The organism is Streptomyces sp. NPDC007896 (assembly GCF_042959425.1).
Lineage (GTDB): Bacteria > Actinomycetota > Actinomycetes > Streptomycetales > Streptomycetaceae > Streptomyces.
Window position 1 is genome coordinate 220032 of the sequence record NZ_JBIBKX010000017.1, and the last position, 15557, is coordinate 235588.

The 15557-nt window shown below is 70.6% G+C and carries 14 protein-coding genes and 1 pseudogene; 8 read left to right on the forward strand and 7 right to left on the reverse strand.

The window, feature by feature from the left end; translation table 11 throughout:
* The first annotated feature begins 355 nt into the window (after positions 1-355).
* Positions 356-2197 carry an asparagine synthase (glutamine-hydrolyzing) gene (asnB, locus tag ACFZDJ_RS42225; protein WP_391067259.1) on the forward strand — a complete coding sequence of 614 codons (1842 nt, stop codon included), beginning with the start codon at positions 356-358 and terminating at the stop codon, positions 2195-2197.
* Here asnB and ACFZDJ_RS42230 read toward each other — a convergent pair.
* The gene (locus ACFZDJ_RS42230; RefSeq protein ID WP_390933247.1) at positions 2190-2690 is read right to left on the reverse strand and encodes a DUF4232 domain-containing protein; all 501 of its coding nucleotides are present in this window, start codon (positions 2688-2690) and stop codon (positions 2190-2192) included. The two genes, asnB and ACFZDJ_RS42230, sit on opposite strands and share 8 nt — an antisense overlap.
* A 152-nt stretch (positions 2691-2842) precedes the next feature.
* The gene (locus ACFZDJ_RS42235) at positions 2843-4408 is read right to left on the reverse strand and encodes an alpha/beta fold hydrolase (RefSeq protein ID WP_391067262.1); all 1566 of its coding nucleotides are present in this window, start codon (positions 4406-4408) and stop codon (positions 2843-2845) included.
* Positions 4409-4625: 217 nt separating this feature from the next.
* Between ACFZDJ_RS42235 and ACFZDJ_RS42240 the strand changes: the two genes are divergently transcribed.
* Positions 4626-5336: a chaplin family protein gene (locus ACFZDJ_RS42240; protein WP_391067265.1), complete on the forward strand. Its 711-nt coding sequence runs from the start codon at positions 4626-4628 to the stop codon at positions 5334-5336.
* 75 nt (positions 5337-5411) lie between these two features.
* Here ACFZDJ_RS42240 and ACFZDJ_RS42245 read toward each other — a convergent pair whose 3' ends face one another.
* A complete protein-coding gene (locus tag ACFZDJ_RS42245; protein WP_391067268.1) occupies positions 5412-5939 on the reverse strand; it encodes a GNAT family N-acetyltransferase in 528 nt (175 codons plus the stop codon).
* Positions 5940-6051: 112 nt separating this feature from the next.
* On the opposite strand from ACFZDJ_RS42245, the gene ACFZDJ_RS42250 reads away from it, so the two are divergent.
* Entirely contained in the window at positions 6052-6906 is an 855-nt protein-coding gene (locus ACFZDJ_RS42250; protein ID WP_384906623.1) for a GNAT family N-acetyltransferase, read from the forward strand.
* Between the two features lie 88 nt (positions 6907-6994).
* Here ACFZDJ_RS42250 and ACFZDJ_RS42255 read toward each other — a convergent pair whose 3' ends face one another.
* On the reverse strand, positions 6995-8023 hold the full coding sequence (locus ACFZDJ_RS42255; protein WP_390933243.1) for an aldo/keto reductase: 1029 nt from the start codon (positions 8021-8023) through the stop codon (positions 6995-6997).
* 113 nt (positions 8024-8136) lie between these two features.
* On the opposite strand from ACFZDJ_RS42255, the gene ACFZDJ_RS42260 reads away from it, so the two are divergent.
* On the forward strand, positions 8137-8763 hold the full coding sequence (locus ACFZDJ_RS42260) for a TetR family transcriptional regulator (protein WP_390933242.1): 627 nt from the start codon (positions 8137-8139) through the stop codon (positions 8761-8763).
* Between the two features lie 44 nt (positions 8764-8807).
* Here the strand turns inward: ACFZDJ_RS42260 and ACFZDJ_RS42265 are convergent, their stop codons facing one another.
* A complete protein-coding gene (locus tag ACFZDJ_RS42265) occupies positions 8808-10007 on the reverse strand; it encodes an MFS transporter (RefSeq protein ID WP_391067272.1) in 1200 nt (399 codons plus the stop codon).
* Positions 10008-10071: 64 nt separating this feature from the next.
* Between ACFZDJ_RS42265 and ACFZDJ_RS42270 the strand changes: the two genes are divergently transcribed.
* Positions 10072-10449, forward strand: a complete 378-nt coding sequence (locus ACFZDJ_RS42270; RefSeq protein WP_391067274.1) for a MerR family transcriptional regulator — start codon at positions 10072-10074, stop codon at positions 10447-10449.
* Positions 10450-10468: 19 nt separating this feature from the next.
* Here the strand turns inward: ACFZDJ_RS42270 and ACFZDJ_RS42275 are convergent, their stop codons facing one another.
* On the reverse strand, positions 10469-11218 hold the full coding sequence (locus tag ACFZDJ_RS42275) for an MBL fold metallo-hydrolase (protein ID WP_385377200.1): 750 nt from the start codon (positions 11216-11218) through the stop codon (positions 10469-10471).
* Between the two features lie 245 nt (positions 11219-11463).
* Between ACFZDJ_RS42275 and ACFZDJ_RS42280 the strand changes: the two genes are divergently transcribed.
* Together ACFZDJ_RS42280 and ACFZDJ_RS42285 are read left to right on the forward strand one after the other, a co-directional pair.
* Positions 11464-13470 (forward strand): ricin-type beta-trefoil lectin domain protein, encoded by a 2007-nt coding sequence (locus tag ACFZDJ_RS42280; RefSeq protein WP_391067277.1) that lies wholly within the window; start codon positions 11464-11466, stop codon positions 13468-13470.
* A gap of 104 nt (positions 13471-13574) precedes the next feature.
* Positions 13575-14348, forward strand: coding sequence for a GNAT family N-acetyltransferase (locus tag ACFZDJ_RS42285; protein WP_391067280.1), 774 nt, complete (start codon positions 13575-13577; stop codon positions 14346-14348).
* 263 nt (positions 14349-14611) lie between these two features.
* Here ACFZDJ_RS42285 and ACFZDJ_RS42290 read toward each other — a convergent pair whose 3' ends face one another.
* On the reverse strand, positions 14612-14875 hold the full coding sequence (locus tag ACFZDJ_RS42290; protein ID WP_168505697.1) for a GlsB/YeaQ/YmgE family stress response membrane protein: 264 nt from the start codon (positions 14873-14875) through the stop codon (positions 14612-14614).
* 233 nt (positions 14876-15108) lie between these two features.
* On the opposite strand from ACFZDJ_RS42290, the pseudogene ACFZDJ_RS42295 reads away from it, so the two are divergent.
* Positions 15109-15557: pseudogene (locus ACFZDJ_RS42295) on the forward strand (hydrolase); the annotation flags it as partial.

Below are 15557 nucleotides of genomic sequence, written 5' to 3' on the forward strand. Positions count from 1 at the left end.
ACGAGTCAAACCCATGAGACGGAAAGGGGCGAAAGCGGGCATGCCGCTCGGGTCCCCCGAAGACGCCCCCCGGGCGCCCCGGCGGATGTTGAGGAAGACTTTGCCCGTGGCCGATTCCCGTTCGCAGACGCCCGGCAGCGGGCCGATCCGCCCGTCCGCCGGGTGCAAAGCGCGGCCGAAACCGTCGGGGTGACGGGGCCGGTCAGGTTACGTACGTGTTGACGGCACTCGCACACATGGCACAACCTCGTCATATAGCTGCTCAATACAACTGGTTTTGCGGAAGCGTCGGCCCGTCCATGAAACCGCAGGCAGGCGCGGTGTTCCCGGTGAAACCGGACGCGGGAGGTAACGCATGTGCGGCATCACCGGCTGGGTCTCCTTCGACCGCGACCTGCGCGCCGAGGCGGAGACATTGGATGCAATGACGGAGACGATGTCCTGCCGGGGCCCCGACGACCGCGGCACCTGGACCGAGGGGCCCGCGGCCCTCGGGCACCGTCGGCTCGCGATCATCGACCTGCCCGGCGGACGCCAGCCCATGACCGCCGAGACCCCGGACGGCACGGTCGCGCTCGTCTATTCGGGGGAGACCTACAACTTCACCGAGCTGCGCCGCGAGCTGACCGACCGCGGGCACCGTTTCTCGACCGACTCCGACACCGAGGTGGTCCTGCGCGGCTACCTCGAATGGGGCGAGGCGCTCGCCGAGCGGCTCAACGGGATGTACGCCTTCGCGGTCTGGGACGGCCGCCACGACCAGCTCGTGATGATCCGCGACCGCATGGGCATCAAGCCCTTCTACTACTACCCGACCCCCGACGGCGTCCTCTTCGGCTCCGAACCCAAGGCGATCCTCGCCAACCCGCTCGCCCCGGCCCGGGTCCGCCTCGACGGACTGCGCGAGCTGTTCACCTTCGTCAAGACGCCCGGACACGCGATCTGGGACGGCATGCGCGAGGTGGAGCCCGGCACCGTCGTCACCGTCGAGCGCGCCGGGCTGCGCCGCCGCGTCTACTGGCAACTGGAGACCCGGCCGCACACCGACGACCGCGACGCCTCCATCGCCACCGTCCGCTCGCTCCTCGAGGACATCGTGCGCCGCCAGCTCGTCGCCGACGTGCCGCGCTGCACCCTGCTCTCCGGCGGCCTCGACTCCTCCGCCATGACCGCGCTGGCCGCCCGGCAGCTCGGCGAGCACGGCGAGAAGGTCCGCAGCTTCGCCGTCGACTTCGTCGGCCAGGCCGACCACTTCGTCGCCGACGAACTGCGGGGCACACCCGACACCCCCTTCGTGCACGACGTGGCCCGCGCCTCGGCCACCGACCACCAGGACATCGTCCTCGACGCGCACGCCCTGGCCGACCTCGACGTCCGCGCGAAGGTGATCAGGGCCCGCGACCTCCCCATGGGCTTCGGCGACATGGACGCCTCCCTGTACCTGCTCTTCCAGGCCATCCGGGAGCACTCCACGGTCGCGCTCTCCGGAGAGTCGGCGGACGAGGTCTTCGGCGGCTACCTGCAGTTCTTCGACGAGGAGGCCCGCAGCGCCGAGACCTTCCCCTGGCTCGTCCGGTTCAGCCGGGACTTCGGCGACGACGCCGACGTACTGCGCCCGGACCTCACCAAGGCGCTGGACCTGGAGTCGTACGTCGCCGGCGCCTACCGTACGGCCGTCGCGGGCATCCGGCGGCTCGACGGCGAGAGCGACTTCGAGTACCGGATGCGGCGGATCTGCCACCTCCACCTGACCCGCTTCGTCCGCGTCCTGCTCGACCGCAAGGACCGCGCGAGCATGGCCGTCGGCCTGGAGGTGCGGGTGCCGTACTGCGACCACCGGCTCGTCGAGTACGTCTACAACACCCCCTGGTCCCTGAAGTCCTTCGACGGCCGGGAGAAGAGCCTGCTGCGGGAGGCGACCGCCGACCTGATCCCCAAGTCCGTGTACGACAGGGTCAAGAGCCCCTATCCGTCCACCCAGGACCCCAAGTACGCGATCGCGCTCCAGGGACACGCCAAGGACCTCCTGGCCCGGCCCGCGCACCCGGTCTTCGACCTCGTCGACCGGGAGCGGGTCCACCGGGCCGCCCACCGCGACAGCCCGCAGATCACCCAGGCGTCGCGGCGAGGCCTGGAACGCACCCTGGACCTGGCGCTGTGGCTGGACCTGTACGCCCCGGACGTGATCCTTACCTGAGCGCCCGGTCGGCGGCCGCCTGCGAGGACTTCCACCACGAGGTCACCGGCTCCCACACCAGGACGACACGACCGACGCCCAGCTCACGCGCGGTGAACGTACGGCCGAAGCGCGAAGGGTCCGGCGAGACGCCGATCGAGTCCGCCTGGCGGGCCTCCGGATCCGCCGGGTCGGCGATGGTCCGCAGGGCCGCGTACGCCGTCCGGCCCGCCTCGAGCAGGTACGGCCCGTTCTGCCCGGCGGGAACCGGCAGGGCGGCGCCGTCGAGGTCACCGAAGACGACGGTCGGGACGCGATCGACGGTGCACGCCCGGGTGGATCGGTTGGTGACGCCGAGGTGCAGCAGGGTGGGGTCGGCGGAGCGGTGGGCGTGGACGGTGACGGCCTTCTCGGTGCACTTGGCGGGCCGCGCGGCGGCCGAGCCGCTCTGGGGCACGGCCAGGAGCAGCGCCGCGGCGACGGCCGAGAGGGCGAGAACGGGTCGGATGCGCATCGGTGGGTTCCCCCTGTTTCGGTCACGAACAGTGTCATGAACGGTGAGCGACGGCTGCTCAGTGTGACGGCCGAGGTGCGCTTCGGGTTGTATCCGACGTGTCGGCGCAACCCGTCCGCGTCCGTTCTGTGACACGCCGTCGCGAGGGCCGCTCAAGGGGCCGTCGCATCCTCCGGGCCGCAGGAGCTGCCGTTGTCCGGCAGCGAGCCGTACAGCAGGAAATCGGTGACCTTCTGGCGCACGCACTTGGAAGACGCGTACCCGGTGTGGCCCTCGCCCTTGTTGTCGAGCACGACGGCTGAGGGGCCGAGCCGTGCGGCCGTCTCCTCGGTCCAGCGGTACGGGGTCGCCGGGTCCCCGCGGGTGCCGACGAGGAGCATCTTCGGCGTCTGGACATCACGTACCTTCTCGCGGATGTAGTCGCTGCCCTTGGGGCGGCCGTAGCACATCAGCAGCTCGTTGAGACGGAGAGGGCCGAAGATCGGCGACGCCTCCAGGTAGGAGGCCCTCAGTTCGTCGATCTCCTTGGTGAGCTGCGCGGCGCTGGGCCGATCGGGGTCGTCCGCGCAGTTGATCGCCAGCAGCGCGGTCTCCAGGTTGTCCGGGGGCACCTTCGCGGGGTCGACCAGCCCGCTGTACGTGGCGTGGGGCAGGGTGACGCCCCCGGCCGCCTGCAACAGTCCGCTCGGGTCGCCGTCCTGGACGAGTGAGGCGAGGGACCGTTCGAGCTTCGGCCACCCCTTGCGGTCGAAGAGTTCAAGACCCATGGTCGCCACCAGGTCCTGGCCGGAGAACTGCTGCCCGAAGCCCGTCGGCACCGGGTTCTTGTCCAGCGAGTCGACGAGCCGGACGACCCGCTGACGGGCATCGCGCGGATCCTGTCCGAACGGGCACGACGTGTCCTGGGTGCACCAGGTGAGGAAGTCCTCCAGGGCGGTCTGCTGCCCCTCGGCGCTCACCAGGCCCGACTCGGACAGCGGCTCGGTGAGCGTGTCCACGCCGTCGAGCACCATGCGGCCCGTCTTGTCGGGAAACTGGCTCGCGTACACCGCGCCCAGACGCGTTCCGTACGAGAATCCCAGGTAGTTGAGTTTCTTGTCGCCGAGGGCCTGGCGCATCACGTCCAGGTCCCGGGAGGCGTTGACCGTGCCGATGTGAGCCAGTACGGGGGTGGAGTGCTTGGCGCACTCGTCGGCGTCCTTCCGTACCTTTTTGAGGAGTGCCTCCGGGCTGCTGTCGTTGGTGGCGGAGCCCGCCGTGTCGGAAGTCTGGGCGGCACCGCCGCCGCAGCTGACGGGAGAGGACTGGCCGACACCGCGGGGGTCGAAGGTCACCACGTCGTAGCCGTTGGTGAGCGGCATGAAGTCCTTGCCGCCGCCGGCGGCGAGCTGCGGGATTCCCGGGACGCCGGGGCCGCCGAAGTTCAGCAGTACGGATCCCCTCGACGAGCCGGTGGCGCGATAGCGGGCCAGCGCGAGGTCGAGCGTCCCGGCCTGCGGGTGCGCGTAGTCCAGCGGGACGGTCACCTGCCCGCACCGCAGATCCGCGGGCATCGCGTCGCCCTTGCAGGCGCCCCACTTGATCTGCTGGTGGTAGAAGCGGGACAGGTCGGGGCCCTCGGCGGCCGTCGCCACCGCCGAGGGCAGACCCGCCGCCAGCATGGCCAGTGTCACGACGCCGACTCCGGCGTACGCCCAGCGTTGGTGCGCGGACAGCATGGGTGCCTCCAGGGACGCCCGGCGTCGTACCGGGCGCCAGGGGATAGCTCCTCGATCACGATAAGCGGGTGTCCGGGTGCGCGCCTCTGGGCGGGCGTTCGATAAACGTGACCCTCGATAGGGTGAAAACACGATCAGCCATAACGTCGGATGGTTCTCCCGCGTTTTACGCGGTGCGGGCGAGTGCCCGCGTCCATGTCTGGAAGGCAGGGAACCTATGAAACGGGTTACCCGAAATGGTTTGATCGCCGCGGCCGCCGCTTCGGGAGCGCTGGCCATGACGATGCCGGCCCACGCCGACGCCACGGCGGACGGTGCCACGGCGGCTTCGCCCGGGCTGATCTCCGGCAACACCCTCCAGCTCCCGGTGCACGTCCCCGTGAACGTGTGCGGGAACACCGTGAACGTGGCCGGGCTACTGAACCCCGCCGCGGGCAACAGCTGCGCGAACGTGAGCGAGGGCCGGGGCCCCGGCGTCGGCGGGAGGAGCCACGGCAGGGGTGGCGAAAGCGCTGGTGGCGTGGCCCATGGGGGTGCCGCCACGCGCGGCGGTGCTGTCGCGGTCGGGAGCGGAAAGGATTCTCCGGGCGTGCTCTCGGGCAACGGCCTGCAGCTCCCGGTACACCTCCCGGTGAACGTCAGCGGCAACTCCGTGAACGTGGTCGGCCTCGGCAACGCGTCCGTGGGGAACACGTCCACGAACACCTCCGGCGACCACCCCCAGCCGGTGAAGCCCGCTCCGAAGCCGCACACGCCGCCCAGGGCGTACGTGCCGCAGGGGACGCCGTACCACGCCCCGTCGCGGCCCATGGCCTCCCTCGCCCACACGGGCGCCGACCAGACGATGCCGGCGATCGCCGCGAGCGCCGCCCTGCTGCTGGGCGGGGCCGTGCTGTACCGGCGGTTCCGGCCCACGGGGGTCCGCTGACGCGCAAGGCCCCACCGGGCACACGACCGGTGGGGCCCCGTTCGGGTGGCTTTCGCCAGCGGTCCCCGGGCGGGGTCAGCGCATCTCGGGAAGGTCGTCGCGCAGGATGCTGTAGCGCACGCCGTCGCGCCACCGGCCGTCCCGGAACCCCACACTGCGCAGCACGCCCTCGCGGGTGAACCCGACCTTCTCCAGGGCGCGTTGCTCGGCGATGTTCTCCGCCTCGGTGTCCGCCTCGATCCGCACCACGGTCGTGTGCGCGAACAGGTACCGGACCAGTTGCCGCTGGGCTTCCGTGCCCCAGCCCTTGCCGCGCGCCTCCGGCAGCAGGCCGATGCCCATGTTCCAGTAGTACGTGCTCGGGGTGGGCCGGATCTTCCGCCACCCGACGAAGCCCAGGCGCTCCTCGCCGCGCACGACCATCAGATGGCCCGCGTCGTCGCCGAGCATGTGGTCCTCCGCCCACTTGCGCCGCCAGCGGTCCGGGTCCCGCCAGCCGAACCACTGGAAGGGTGTGGCGGTCTCGGGTTCCGTCAGGAACCGCTCCATGACGGGCAGGTCGTCCTCGGCCACCGGGCGCAGGGTCACGTCATCGACATTCATGGACGGCAAGCCTATGAGTGACTCAGGCTGAAATCCCCGTCGAGATCGGGAAGGATGCTGCGGGCGCGGGCGACCGCCGCGCACCCCCGTCGCAAGCGAATGGAGCGCACACATGACTTCTCCGGGTCCCGCGGATCTCGTCGTCGCCCGGGCCTCGCTCGACGACTGGTCGGTGATCAGCGGGTGGGCGGGGGACGAGGGATGGAATCCGGGGCTGTCCGACGCACCGAGCTTCTTCGCCCAGGATCCCGAGGGTTTCTTCATCGGCAGGATCGACGGGCAGCCGGTCTCGGCCGTCTCGGTCGTGACGTACGACGCCGACTACGCCTTCCTGGGCTTCTATCTCGTACGACCGGATCTGCGCGGCCGCGGCCACGGCCTCACCACCTGGAAGACGGCCCTCGCCCACGCCGGCGGCCGGACCGTCGGTCTGGACGGTGTGGTGGCGCAGCAGGACAACTACCGCAAGTCCGGCTTCGAACTCGCCCACCGCACCGTCCGGTTCACCGGAACCGTGCCGGCGGGGCGGACGCCACCGGGGGTGCGGCCCGCCGAAGCGGCCGACTTCGGGTCCATCGCGGCGTACGACAGTGCCTGCTGCCCGGCCGACCGCCCCCGCTTCCTGGAGCGGTGGCTCACCGGTCCCGGCCACCGCACCTTCGTCCGCGTCGCAGACGGCCACCTCACCGGCTACGCGGTGATCCGGCCCGCCCTCGACCGCCCGCGCGTCGGCCCGCTGTTCGCCGACACCGCCGAGGACGCCCGCGCCCTCCTGCTGGCGCTGGCCGCCGACGCTCCCGGCGGCGAGGTCGCCATCGACATCCCCGAGTCGAACGCGCCGGGCGTCGCCCTCGCCGAGGACTTCGGTCTCACCCCCTCCTTCGAAACGGCCCGGATGTACACCGGCCCGGTCAGGCCGTTCAGCGGCGAGCGCGTCTACGGGGTCACCACGCTGGAGCTCGGCTAGGTCCTGTCGTCACATTCCCGTCGTCCGCCCGCAGACGGGAATGTGACGACAGGGCCTAGGGTCCTGTCCGGCGGACAGGCCCCCCAGGTCAGGCGGCGGAGCGTGCGTCGGGCAGGCGGCGGCGCAGGGCGGTCTGCTGGATGGCGGGTGGGTTGTAGGCCATGTCGAGCGTCCCGATGTCGGTGCCGGGCGGCACGATCGCGTCGATCTGGTCGAGGATCTCGTCGCTCAGAGTGGTCTCCGCGCCCGCGAGGAGGTCGTCCAAGTGGGCCATCGTGCGCGGTCCGATGATCGCGGAGGTGACGCCGGGGTGGGCGATCGCGAACGCCATGGCCAGGTGCGTCAGCGGCATCCCCGCCTTCTCTGCCAGGGGGATGAGCTCTTCGACGGCGTCGAGCCGGCGCTCGTCGCTGAGGTGCTTGAAGCCGAAGGCGGCACGGTGGCTGTCGGCCTGCCGGCCCTTGCGGTAGCGGCCGGTCAGCAGGCCGCCCGCGAGCGGGCTGTAGACCAGGGCGCCCATGCCGTAGCGCTCGCAGACGGGCAGCACCTCGCGCTCGATGCCGCGGTTGAGGATCGAGTACGTCGGCTGCTCGCTGCGGAACCGCATCAGGCCGCGCCGCTCGGCGACCCACTGTGCCTCGATGATGTCCGAGGCGGGGAAGGAGGAGGTGCCGATGGCCCGGACCTTGCCCGCGCGCACCAGGTCGGTGAGGGCCGAGAGGGTCTCTTCCACGTCGGTGTCCGGGGCGGGCCGGTGGATCTGGAACAGGTCGACGTGGTCGGTTCCGAGCCGGCGCAGGGAGTCCTCCACCGCGCGGACCAGCCAGCGCCGCGAGTTGCCCTGCTGGTTGGGGTCGTCCCCCATGGGGAGGTGGGCCTTGGTGGCGAGCACGACGTCGTCCCTGCGGCCCTTGAGGGCCTTGCCGACGATTTCCTCGGACTCGCCGCGTGAGTAGGCGTCCGCGGTGTCGACGAAGTTGATGCCCGCGTCCAGCGCCTTGTGGATGATCCGGACGGAGTCGTCGTGATCGGGGTTGCCGATGACGCCGAACATCATCGCGCCCAGACAGTACGGACTGACCTTGATGCCGGTTCGGCCCAGTGTGCGGTACTTCATGAGTCTCCTTGTGCGTCGGCCGGTGTCCGTCGCGGCGCGTTAGGCTGGCGAAACGGAACAGCGTTCAACCTGGATGATACGGAACAGTGTTCCGGTTAGCAAGGAGAAGCATCGTGAGTGAGGAAACGGCTCGGGAAGCCGGCGCCGCCGCGACGGAAGGGCAGCCCCGTAAGCGGCTGCGTGCCGACGCGCAACGCAGCACCGACGCCCTGCTCACGGCGGCCGCGGAAGTCTTCGCCACCTCGGGAGTCGACGCACCCGTGCGTGAGATCACCGCCAGGGCGGGCGTGGGAGCCGGCACCCTCTACCGCCACTTCCCGCAACGCTCGGACCTCATCGCCGCGGTCTTCCGCCATGAAGTCGACGCCTGCGCCGACGCCGCACCCTCCCTGGCGGCGCGGTACGAACCGGCCGAAGCGCTCGCCAAGTGGCTCCAGCGCTTCGCGGGCTTCATCGCCACGAAACGCGGACTCAGTGCGGCCCTGCACTCGGGGGACCCGGCCTACGACACCCTGCCCTCCTACTTCCAGCAGCGCTTCATGCCCGTCCTCGGCGCGCTCCTCGACACCGCGGCGAAGGCCGGCGAGATCCGCTCCGACGTCGACCCCGAAGACCTCCTGGTCGCCACACGCAATCTGACCCTGCCCGCCCAGGAAGACGACAACGGCCACACCCCACGCATGATCGCCCTGCTCGTCGACGGACTCCGCTACGGCGCCCCCACCAGGGAAACCCGCTGAAGGTCGGGCGTGCGGACAGGTCGGGGTGCCCTGCGGGCGGGGTGTCAGAGGGGGCGCCGCGCGGGGAACGCCCGCCGCCGCCCCACCGCCACCACACCGACCGCGGCGGCGATCAGCGGGAGTGACGTCCAGGGAAGAGCCGTGGCTCCCGCGCTCTCCAGGACGAGTCCTCCGGTGAGGGAACCGGCCGCGATGCCGGCGTTGTAGACCGTGGTCTGCAGGGAGGTGGCCACGTCGGCGTGGGCGGGACCGGAGGCGTCGACCAGCGCGGTCTGGATCAGCGTCGGCGCTCCGCCGAACGCGGCGCCCCACAGGGCGACCGAGACGAGGAGCACGAGAGGGTCGCCCGCGGACACGGCCAGCGCCGCCATCGCGCAGGCGATCAGGGCCAGGGCCGTTAGTAGCGTACGGCGCAGGTGCGCGTCCACCAGGGCGCCGACGATCCAGATCCCCACGACCGTGGCCACCCCGAACACCAGCAGGACGAGACCGGTGCGGCCGAAACCGGTGTGCTCGGCGAAGGGGGCGACGTATGTGTACATCACCTGGTGCCCCAGCAGCAGGAGCAGGGTCACGGACAGGACGGTCACGATGCCGGGCAGCGCGGCGACCCGGCGCAGAGACACCCGCGCGCCCGCAGGCTCGCCGGGCAGGCCCGGCACCCGCCACCGCACCCAGAGCACGAGCAGCGTGGCGAGTACGGACAGCACGCCGAAGGCCGCGCGCCAGCCGACGGCGTCCGCCAGCGCGGTGCCCGCGGGCACGCCCAGCGACAGGGCGAGGGTGATGCCCCCGAGGACGATGGCGATGGCACGGCCGCGCCGCTCGGCGGGCACCATCCGGGCCGCGTACCCGACGAGCATCGCCCACAGCGTGCCACCCATGACCCCGGCCCCGAGCCGGGCCGCGAAGGTGAGCGCGTACCAGGACGACACCGCGGTGACGGCGTTGCAGAAGGCGAAACCCAGGAGGGTGCCGGTCAGTACCCGGCGGCGCGGCAGTCCGCGCAGCGCTGCCGTGAGGGGCACCGCGGCGAGAAAGGACGCGAGCGCGTAACCGGTCACCAGGAAACCGACCCGCCCCTCGGACACCCCCAGGGCCGGGGCCATCCGCGGCAGCAGACCGGCGGGCAGCAGTTCGGTCAGTACGGCGGTGAAGGCGGCCGTGGACAGGGCGAGCAGCCCCGAGAGCGGCAGCCCGCAGACGGGCAGGGCGGTGCCCTTGGCGGGCGGTGCGAGCGACATGCGACCATGCTGAAACCTTCACATCAGTGTGAAGGCAAGCGCGCCTGCCCCGGAGAGCGGAGACATGAGGATCGGTGAGCTGTCGATCCGCACCGGCGTCCCCACCCGGATGCTGCGCTACTACGAGGAACAGGGCCTGCTGCGCCCCGAGCGGGCCGCCAACGGCTATCGCTCGTACGGCGAGGGGGCCGTCCCGTGCGTACGGCAGATCCGCGGGCTGCTCGACTCCGGGCTCACCACCGAGATCATCCGTGTCATCCTGCCGTTCCTGTCCGACCCCGGCGAGATCCATCTCCATCCCGAGTGCCTGACCCAGGAGACCGCCGCACTCCTGCGGGGCGAGATCGACCGCATCCAGAGCCGCATCGACTGCCTGGCCCGCAACCGGGACGCGCTGCGGGCCTATCTCGACGCGGTTCAGCCGGGAGCACTGCGGCCGTGAGGCTGGCTCACGGCAGCCGTCAGTTGGCGAGCGCCCGGGCGCGCTGGGCCGCCTCGCTCACGGATCCGTGGTGCACCGGGCCGTGCCCGGGCAGGAGGACGTCCGCCGAGAGTGTCTCGATGAGCTTCAACGACGCGAGGGCGTTCGCGCGCTCGGCGTGGAACATGTCGGGCAGCAGCTGCGGTCCCCGTATCCGCGAGGTGGGGTGACCGCTGACCAGGGCGTCGCCGGAGATCACGATGCCGGCGTCCGGCAGGTGGTAGACGCAGTGTCCGGCGGTGTGCCCGGGGGTGTGCACCGGCACCGGACCGCCGGGAAGATCGAGTGTTCCCTCGCCGGGGAACGGCTCGGGCCGGGTCATCCGGACGTCCGCCGTGCCGCCGGACCGGAGCGCGTGCACCGCCCAGGGGAGCACGCCGGGGCGCCAGGCCTGGCGCATCACCTCGCCCACACTCACCTGCTGGAGGAAGTCGCGGCGCGCGTGCGCCACTTCCTCCTCGTGCAGATGGACCGGGACGCCGTAGGCGCTGCTCAGATACTCGGCCGACCCGACATGGTCGTTGTGCGCGTGGGTGATGAGTACGGCGGTGATGGCCTCGGGGGAGTGGCCGAGCGCGTCGAGGGAGGCGAGGACGTCCGGGCGGTCGCCCGGATATCCGGTGTCGATCAGGGTGACGGCGTCCCCCTCGGCCAGGATCACCCAGTTGGTGTTGCTGCCGTGAACCAGATGGATTCCGGCCGCTACCTCGACGATCGCGTCCTTGCGCATGACCATCCCGATGCTTGAGATCTTTCCCGGCCGGGTCGGGCCGGGTCGAACCGAAGGTATCGCGTGCGGGCGGCGACGCGACGGGCGGCCACCGGGTCACGGACGCGTTCACCGACGGCGTGGCCGAACGTGAACGGGCCCTGTCGGCAAGGGACTTGACGCGTCCGCGGAATGGCGGCTCCCATATGGCGAGTCTCGTTGACTTTTGTTCGAGTCTGCGAACAAATCGCTCAAGGGAGAGCCGTATGTCCCCCCATTCGCACACCACGCGCCTCAGGGGCCTCCTGAAGCGCGCAGCCGTTCATGGCGCCGTCCTGGGCCTGGCCATCGCCGGATTGGCCGGGGTCGGACGCTCCGCCACTCCGCTCACCGCCGAGCCGACCGCCGTCAGCACCAACCAGATCGGCGTCGCCCCGGCCCCGATGGGCTGGGCGTCCTGGAACACCTTCGCCAGCGTCATCGACTACAACACCATCAAGGCCCAGGCCGACGCCCTCGTGTCTTCGGGCATGGCCGCCGCGGGCTACACATACGTCAACATCGACGAGGGCTGGTGGCCGGGCACCCGCGACAGCAGCGGCAACATCACCGTCGACACCGCCAAGTGGCCCGGCGGGATGAAGGCCATCGTCGACTACATCCACAGCAAGGGCCTCAAGGCCGGTATCTACACCGACGCGGGCAAGAACGGCTGCGGCTACTACTACCCGACCCCCTCGGGCACGCCGGCCGCCCCCAACACCGGCATGGAAGGGCACAATCAGCAGGACCTGGAGACCTTCCAGAACTGGGGCTTCGACTTCCTGAAGATCGACTGGTGCGGCGGTGACGCCGAGGGGCTCGACCAGGAGACGACGTACAAGGCGATCCGCGACGCCAACACCGCCGCGACCGCCGTCACCGGCCGCTCACTCGTGCTGTCACTGTGCGAGTGGGGCACGGGCAACCCCTGGAACTGGGCCGCCGGCACGGGTGCGATGTGGCGCACCAGCACCGACATCGTCTACTACCCCGACAACCCGACGATGACCAACATCCTGGCCAACTTCGACAAGTCGCTGCACCCCGCCGCCCAGCACACCGGCTACTACAACGACCCGGACATGATGACGGTCGGCATGAACGGCCTGAGCGCCGCCCAGAACCGCACCCACATGGGCCTGTGGGCGATCTCCGGCGCCCCCCTGCTCGCGGGCAACAACCTGGCCACCATGAGTTCGACGACCGCCTCGATCCTCACCAACTCCGAGGTCGTCGCGATCGACCAGGACCCGCGCGGCCTCCAGGGCGTCAAGGTCGCCGAGGACAGCACCGGCCTGCAGGTCTACAGCAAGATCCTCTCCGGGACCGGAAAGCGCGCGGTCCTGCTGCTGAACCGTACGTCCGCCGCGGCGAACATCACCGCCCGCTGGCAGGACATGGGTCTGACCACCGCCTCCACCGCCGTACGCAACGTCTGGGCGGCGTCCAACGCCGGGTCGTACGCGACGAGTTACACCACCAGCGTCCCCGCGGGCGAGGGCGTGCTGCTCACCGTCTCCGGCACCGAGGCGTCCGGGACGACGTACGAGGACACCACCTCCGCGACGACCCCGGCCTTCACCGGAGTCACGGCGTCCGCCGCGGGCACCAAGCTGATCGACATCACCTATGCCAACGGCGGCACCGCGGACCGCAAGGCGACGCTTCAGGTGGGTGGCCAGTACGCGCAGACGCTGGCCTTCCCGCCCACCGGCTCGGCGACCACCTACCGGACCGTCTCCGTCCTCGCGTCCCTGGCGAAGGGCTCCAACACGCTGACCTTCGGGGCCTCGGGCACCGCGCCCGACATCGACGCCGTTGCCGTGCGCGCCGTCCCGGGCACCAACGGGACGGCGGTCGTCGGTACCGGATCCGGACGGTGCCTGGACTTCTTCAAGAACACGATCACCAACAACAGCCAGGCCGAACTGTGGGACTGTGGCGGTGGCCAGAACCAGACGTTCACCTACACCTCGCGCAGTGAACTGGTGGTCTACGGCAACAAGTGCCTCGACGCCTACAACAGCGGCACCGCCAACGGCACCAAGGTCGTCCTGTGGGACTGCAACTCAGGCACCAACCAGAAGTGGACCTTCAACTCCAACGGAACCGTCACCAACAACGTCTCGGGCCTGTGCCTGGACGCGGTGGGTGCCGCGACGGCCAACGGAACCCTGATCGACCTCTGGTCGTGCAACGGCGGATCCAACCAGCAGTGGACCCGCAACTGAACCGCGTCTGACCAGGGACGAAATACCGGGGCGGGGTGGCCTGATCGCCTCCGCCCCGGTGCAAGGCCGTTGCCCTATGCGCGCCGGGGTGCTGGAGTGACCCCATGGATCACGTTGCGGTACTGGCTCTGTTCGACCGGGACATGCGGGAGGACGCGCGGCCCGACAGCCCAGGAGCCCGGGTCGAGCGCATCGACAAGGTGGTGCGCCAGGTCGGCACCGAGCAGGGCTGGAACGGGGTGATCTGGTCGGACCTGGACGAATCGAACGCCGACGCCGCGATCGCCGAGCAGATGCGCTACTTCGGCGAACTCGGCCGCGAGTTCGAGTGGAAGCTGTACGGGCACGACAAGCCCGAGGACCTGGGGAAACGGCTGCGCGCCGCCGGGTTCGTCGCCCAGCCCGAGGAGACCCTGATGATCGCCGAGCTGGGCGACCTCGCGCTCGACGCCCAGCCGCCCGAGGGCGTACGGCTGCTGCCCGTCACCGACCGCGCGGGCGTCGACCTCGTCGCGGACGTCCACGAACGGGCCTTCGGCACGGACAGCACCCGGATGCGCCACCAACTCCTGGCCCAGCTCACCGGCGACGAGGACAACGTCGTCGCGGTGGTGGCCCTCGCCGGTGACGTCCCGGTCAGCGCCGCCCGCATGGAGATGGTCCCTGGCACCCGCTTCGCCGGCCTCTGGGGCGGCGGCACCATCGACTCCTGGCGCCGCCGCGGCATCTACCGCGCGCTCGTCGCCCACCGTGCCCGCGTCGCTGCCGAGCGCGGCTACCGCTACGTCCAGGTCGACGCCACGAGCCAGAGCCGCCCGGTCCTCGCCCGCCTGGGCTTCGAACCCCTGACCACCACAACGCCGTACGTGTACGGGTGACACCGGACGCCATCCGGGCGGAGATGGCGTCACTGACCGCCGGTCGGCCGAGGCGGCTGTAGGCCGGCCCGGCACTTCAACTCGTAGCCGGCATCCGGCACTTCAATTCGTACCCGGCATGCCGCCGTTCGGCGAACCGATCGATCCGCCCGAGATCGACATCGGCGAGCGAGCGCCGCCCCTCCTCCCGCGCCGCCGAGACGGCCGCGTCCAGGAAGCGGCCGCCCTCCGCCCGGCGCCGCTCGGCCTGACGGACGGCCCCGTCAGCGGCGCACCTTCACCCGGTCGAGCGCCGCGACACCCACCGCCGCGAGTCCGATCTGAATGATCCACTCGATCCAGTCGACGCCCTTCGTGTTCGCCACGCCGAACGCGGCGGCGATCCCCGAGCCGATGAACGCGGCCACGATGCCGACGAGGATCGTCCACAGGATGCCGATGCGCTGGCGTCCCGGGACCACGAGCCGGCCCAGTACGCCGATGATGATGCCGATGAGAATGGCACTGATGATGCCTGAGATCTCCATCTCCGCCCCTTTTTGTCAGGACCCCCGCAGTTAGGTGTGTTCCCCCTGCGGGCGAAGACAGTCCGTTCGGCTCTTCGGCCGTCCCGTGTCCGGTCCGACGGGCTCCTGTTCAGTCGCGTTCCTGCCATGTACCGTTCAAGTATCTGTCGCACGGTAGACGGCCAACCACCGTTCTACGCGCGCAGACTTGGCGCCCGCACCGCCTCTCCCCACCCCTCATGGAGGTTCGCCGGATGCTCGGATTCAGAAAATCCCGCCACAGACTCACCACGGCCACGGCCGTGTTCGGACTGCTCGTCGCGGGTGCGGCCGTCCAGGCGTCCGCGGCCGCTCCGGCCGCCGCCGCGACCCCGCACCGCGTCCTGTTCGACAACGCCCACGCCGAGACCGCGGGCAACGCCGACTGGATCATCTCCACCAGCCAGCCCGACCCGCTCGGCCAGAACTCCTCGCCGTCCTCGGAGACCGACTGGACCGGAGCCCTCTCCTCCTGGGGTGTGGCCCTGCAGAAGACCGGCGACTACAGCCTGAAGACGCTGCCTTCGGGCTCCAGCCTGGCCTACGGCGGCTCGACGGCCACCGACCTCTCGAACTTCGACACGCTGGTGCTGCCCGAGCCCAACACGCTCTTCACGACCGCGGAGAAGACCGCGATCATGACGTTCGTGAAGAACGGCGGCGG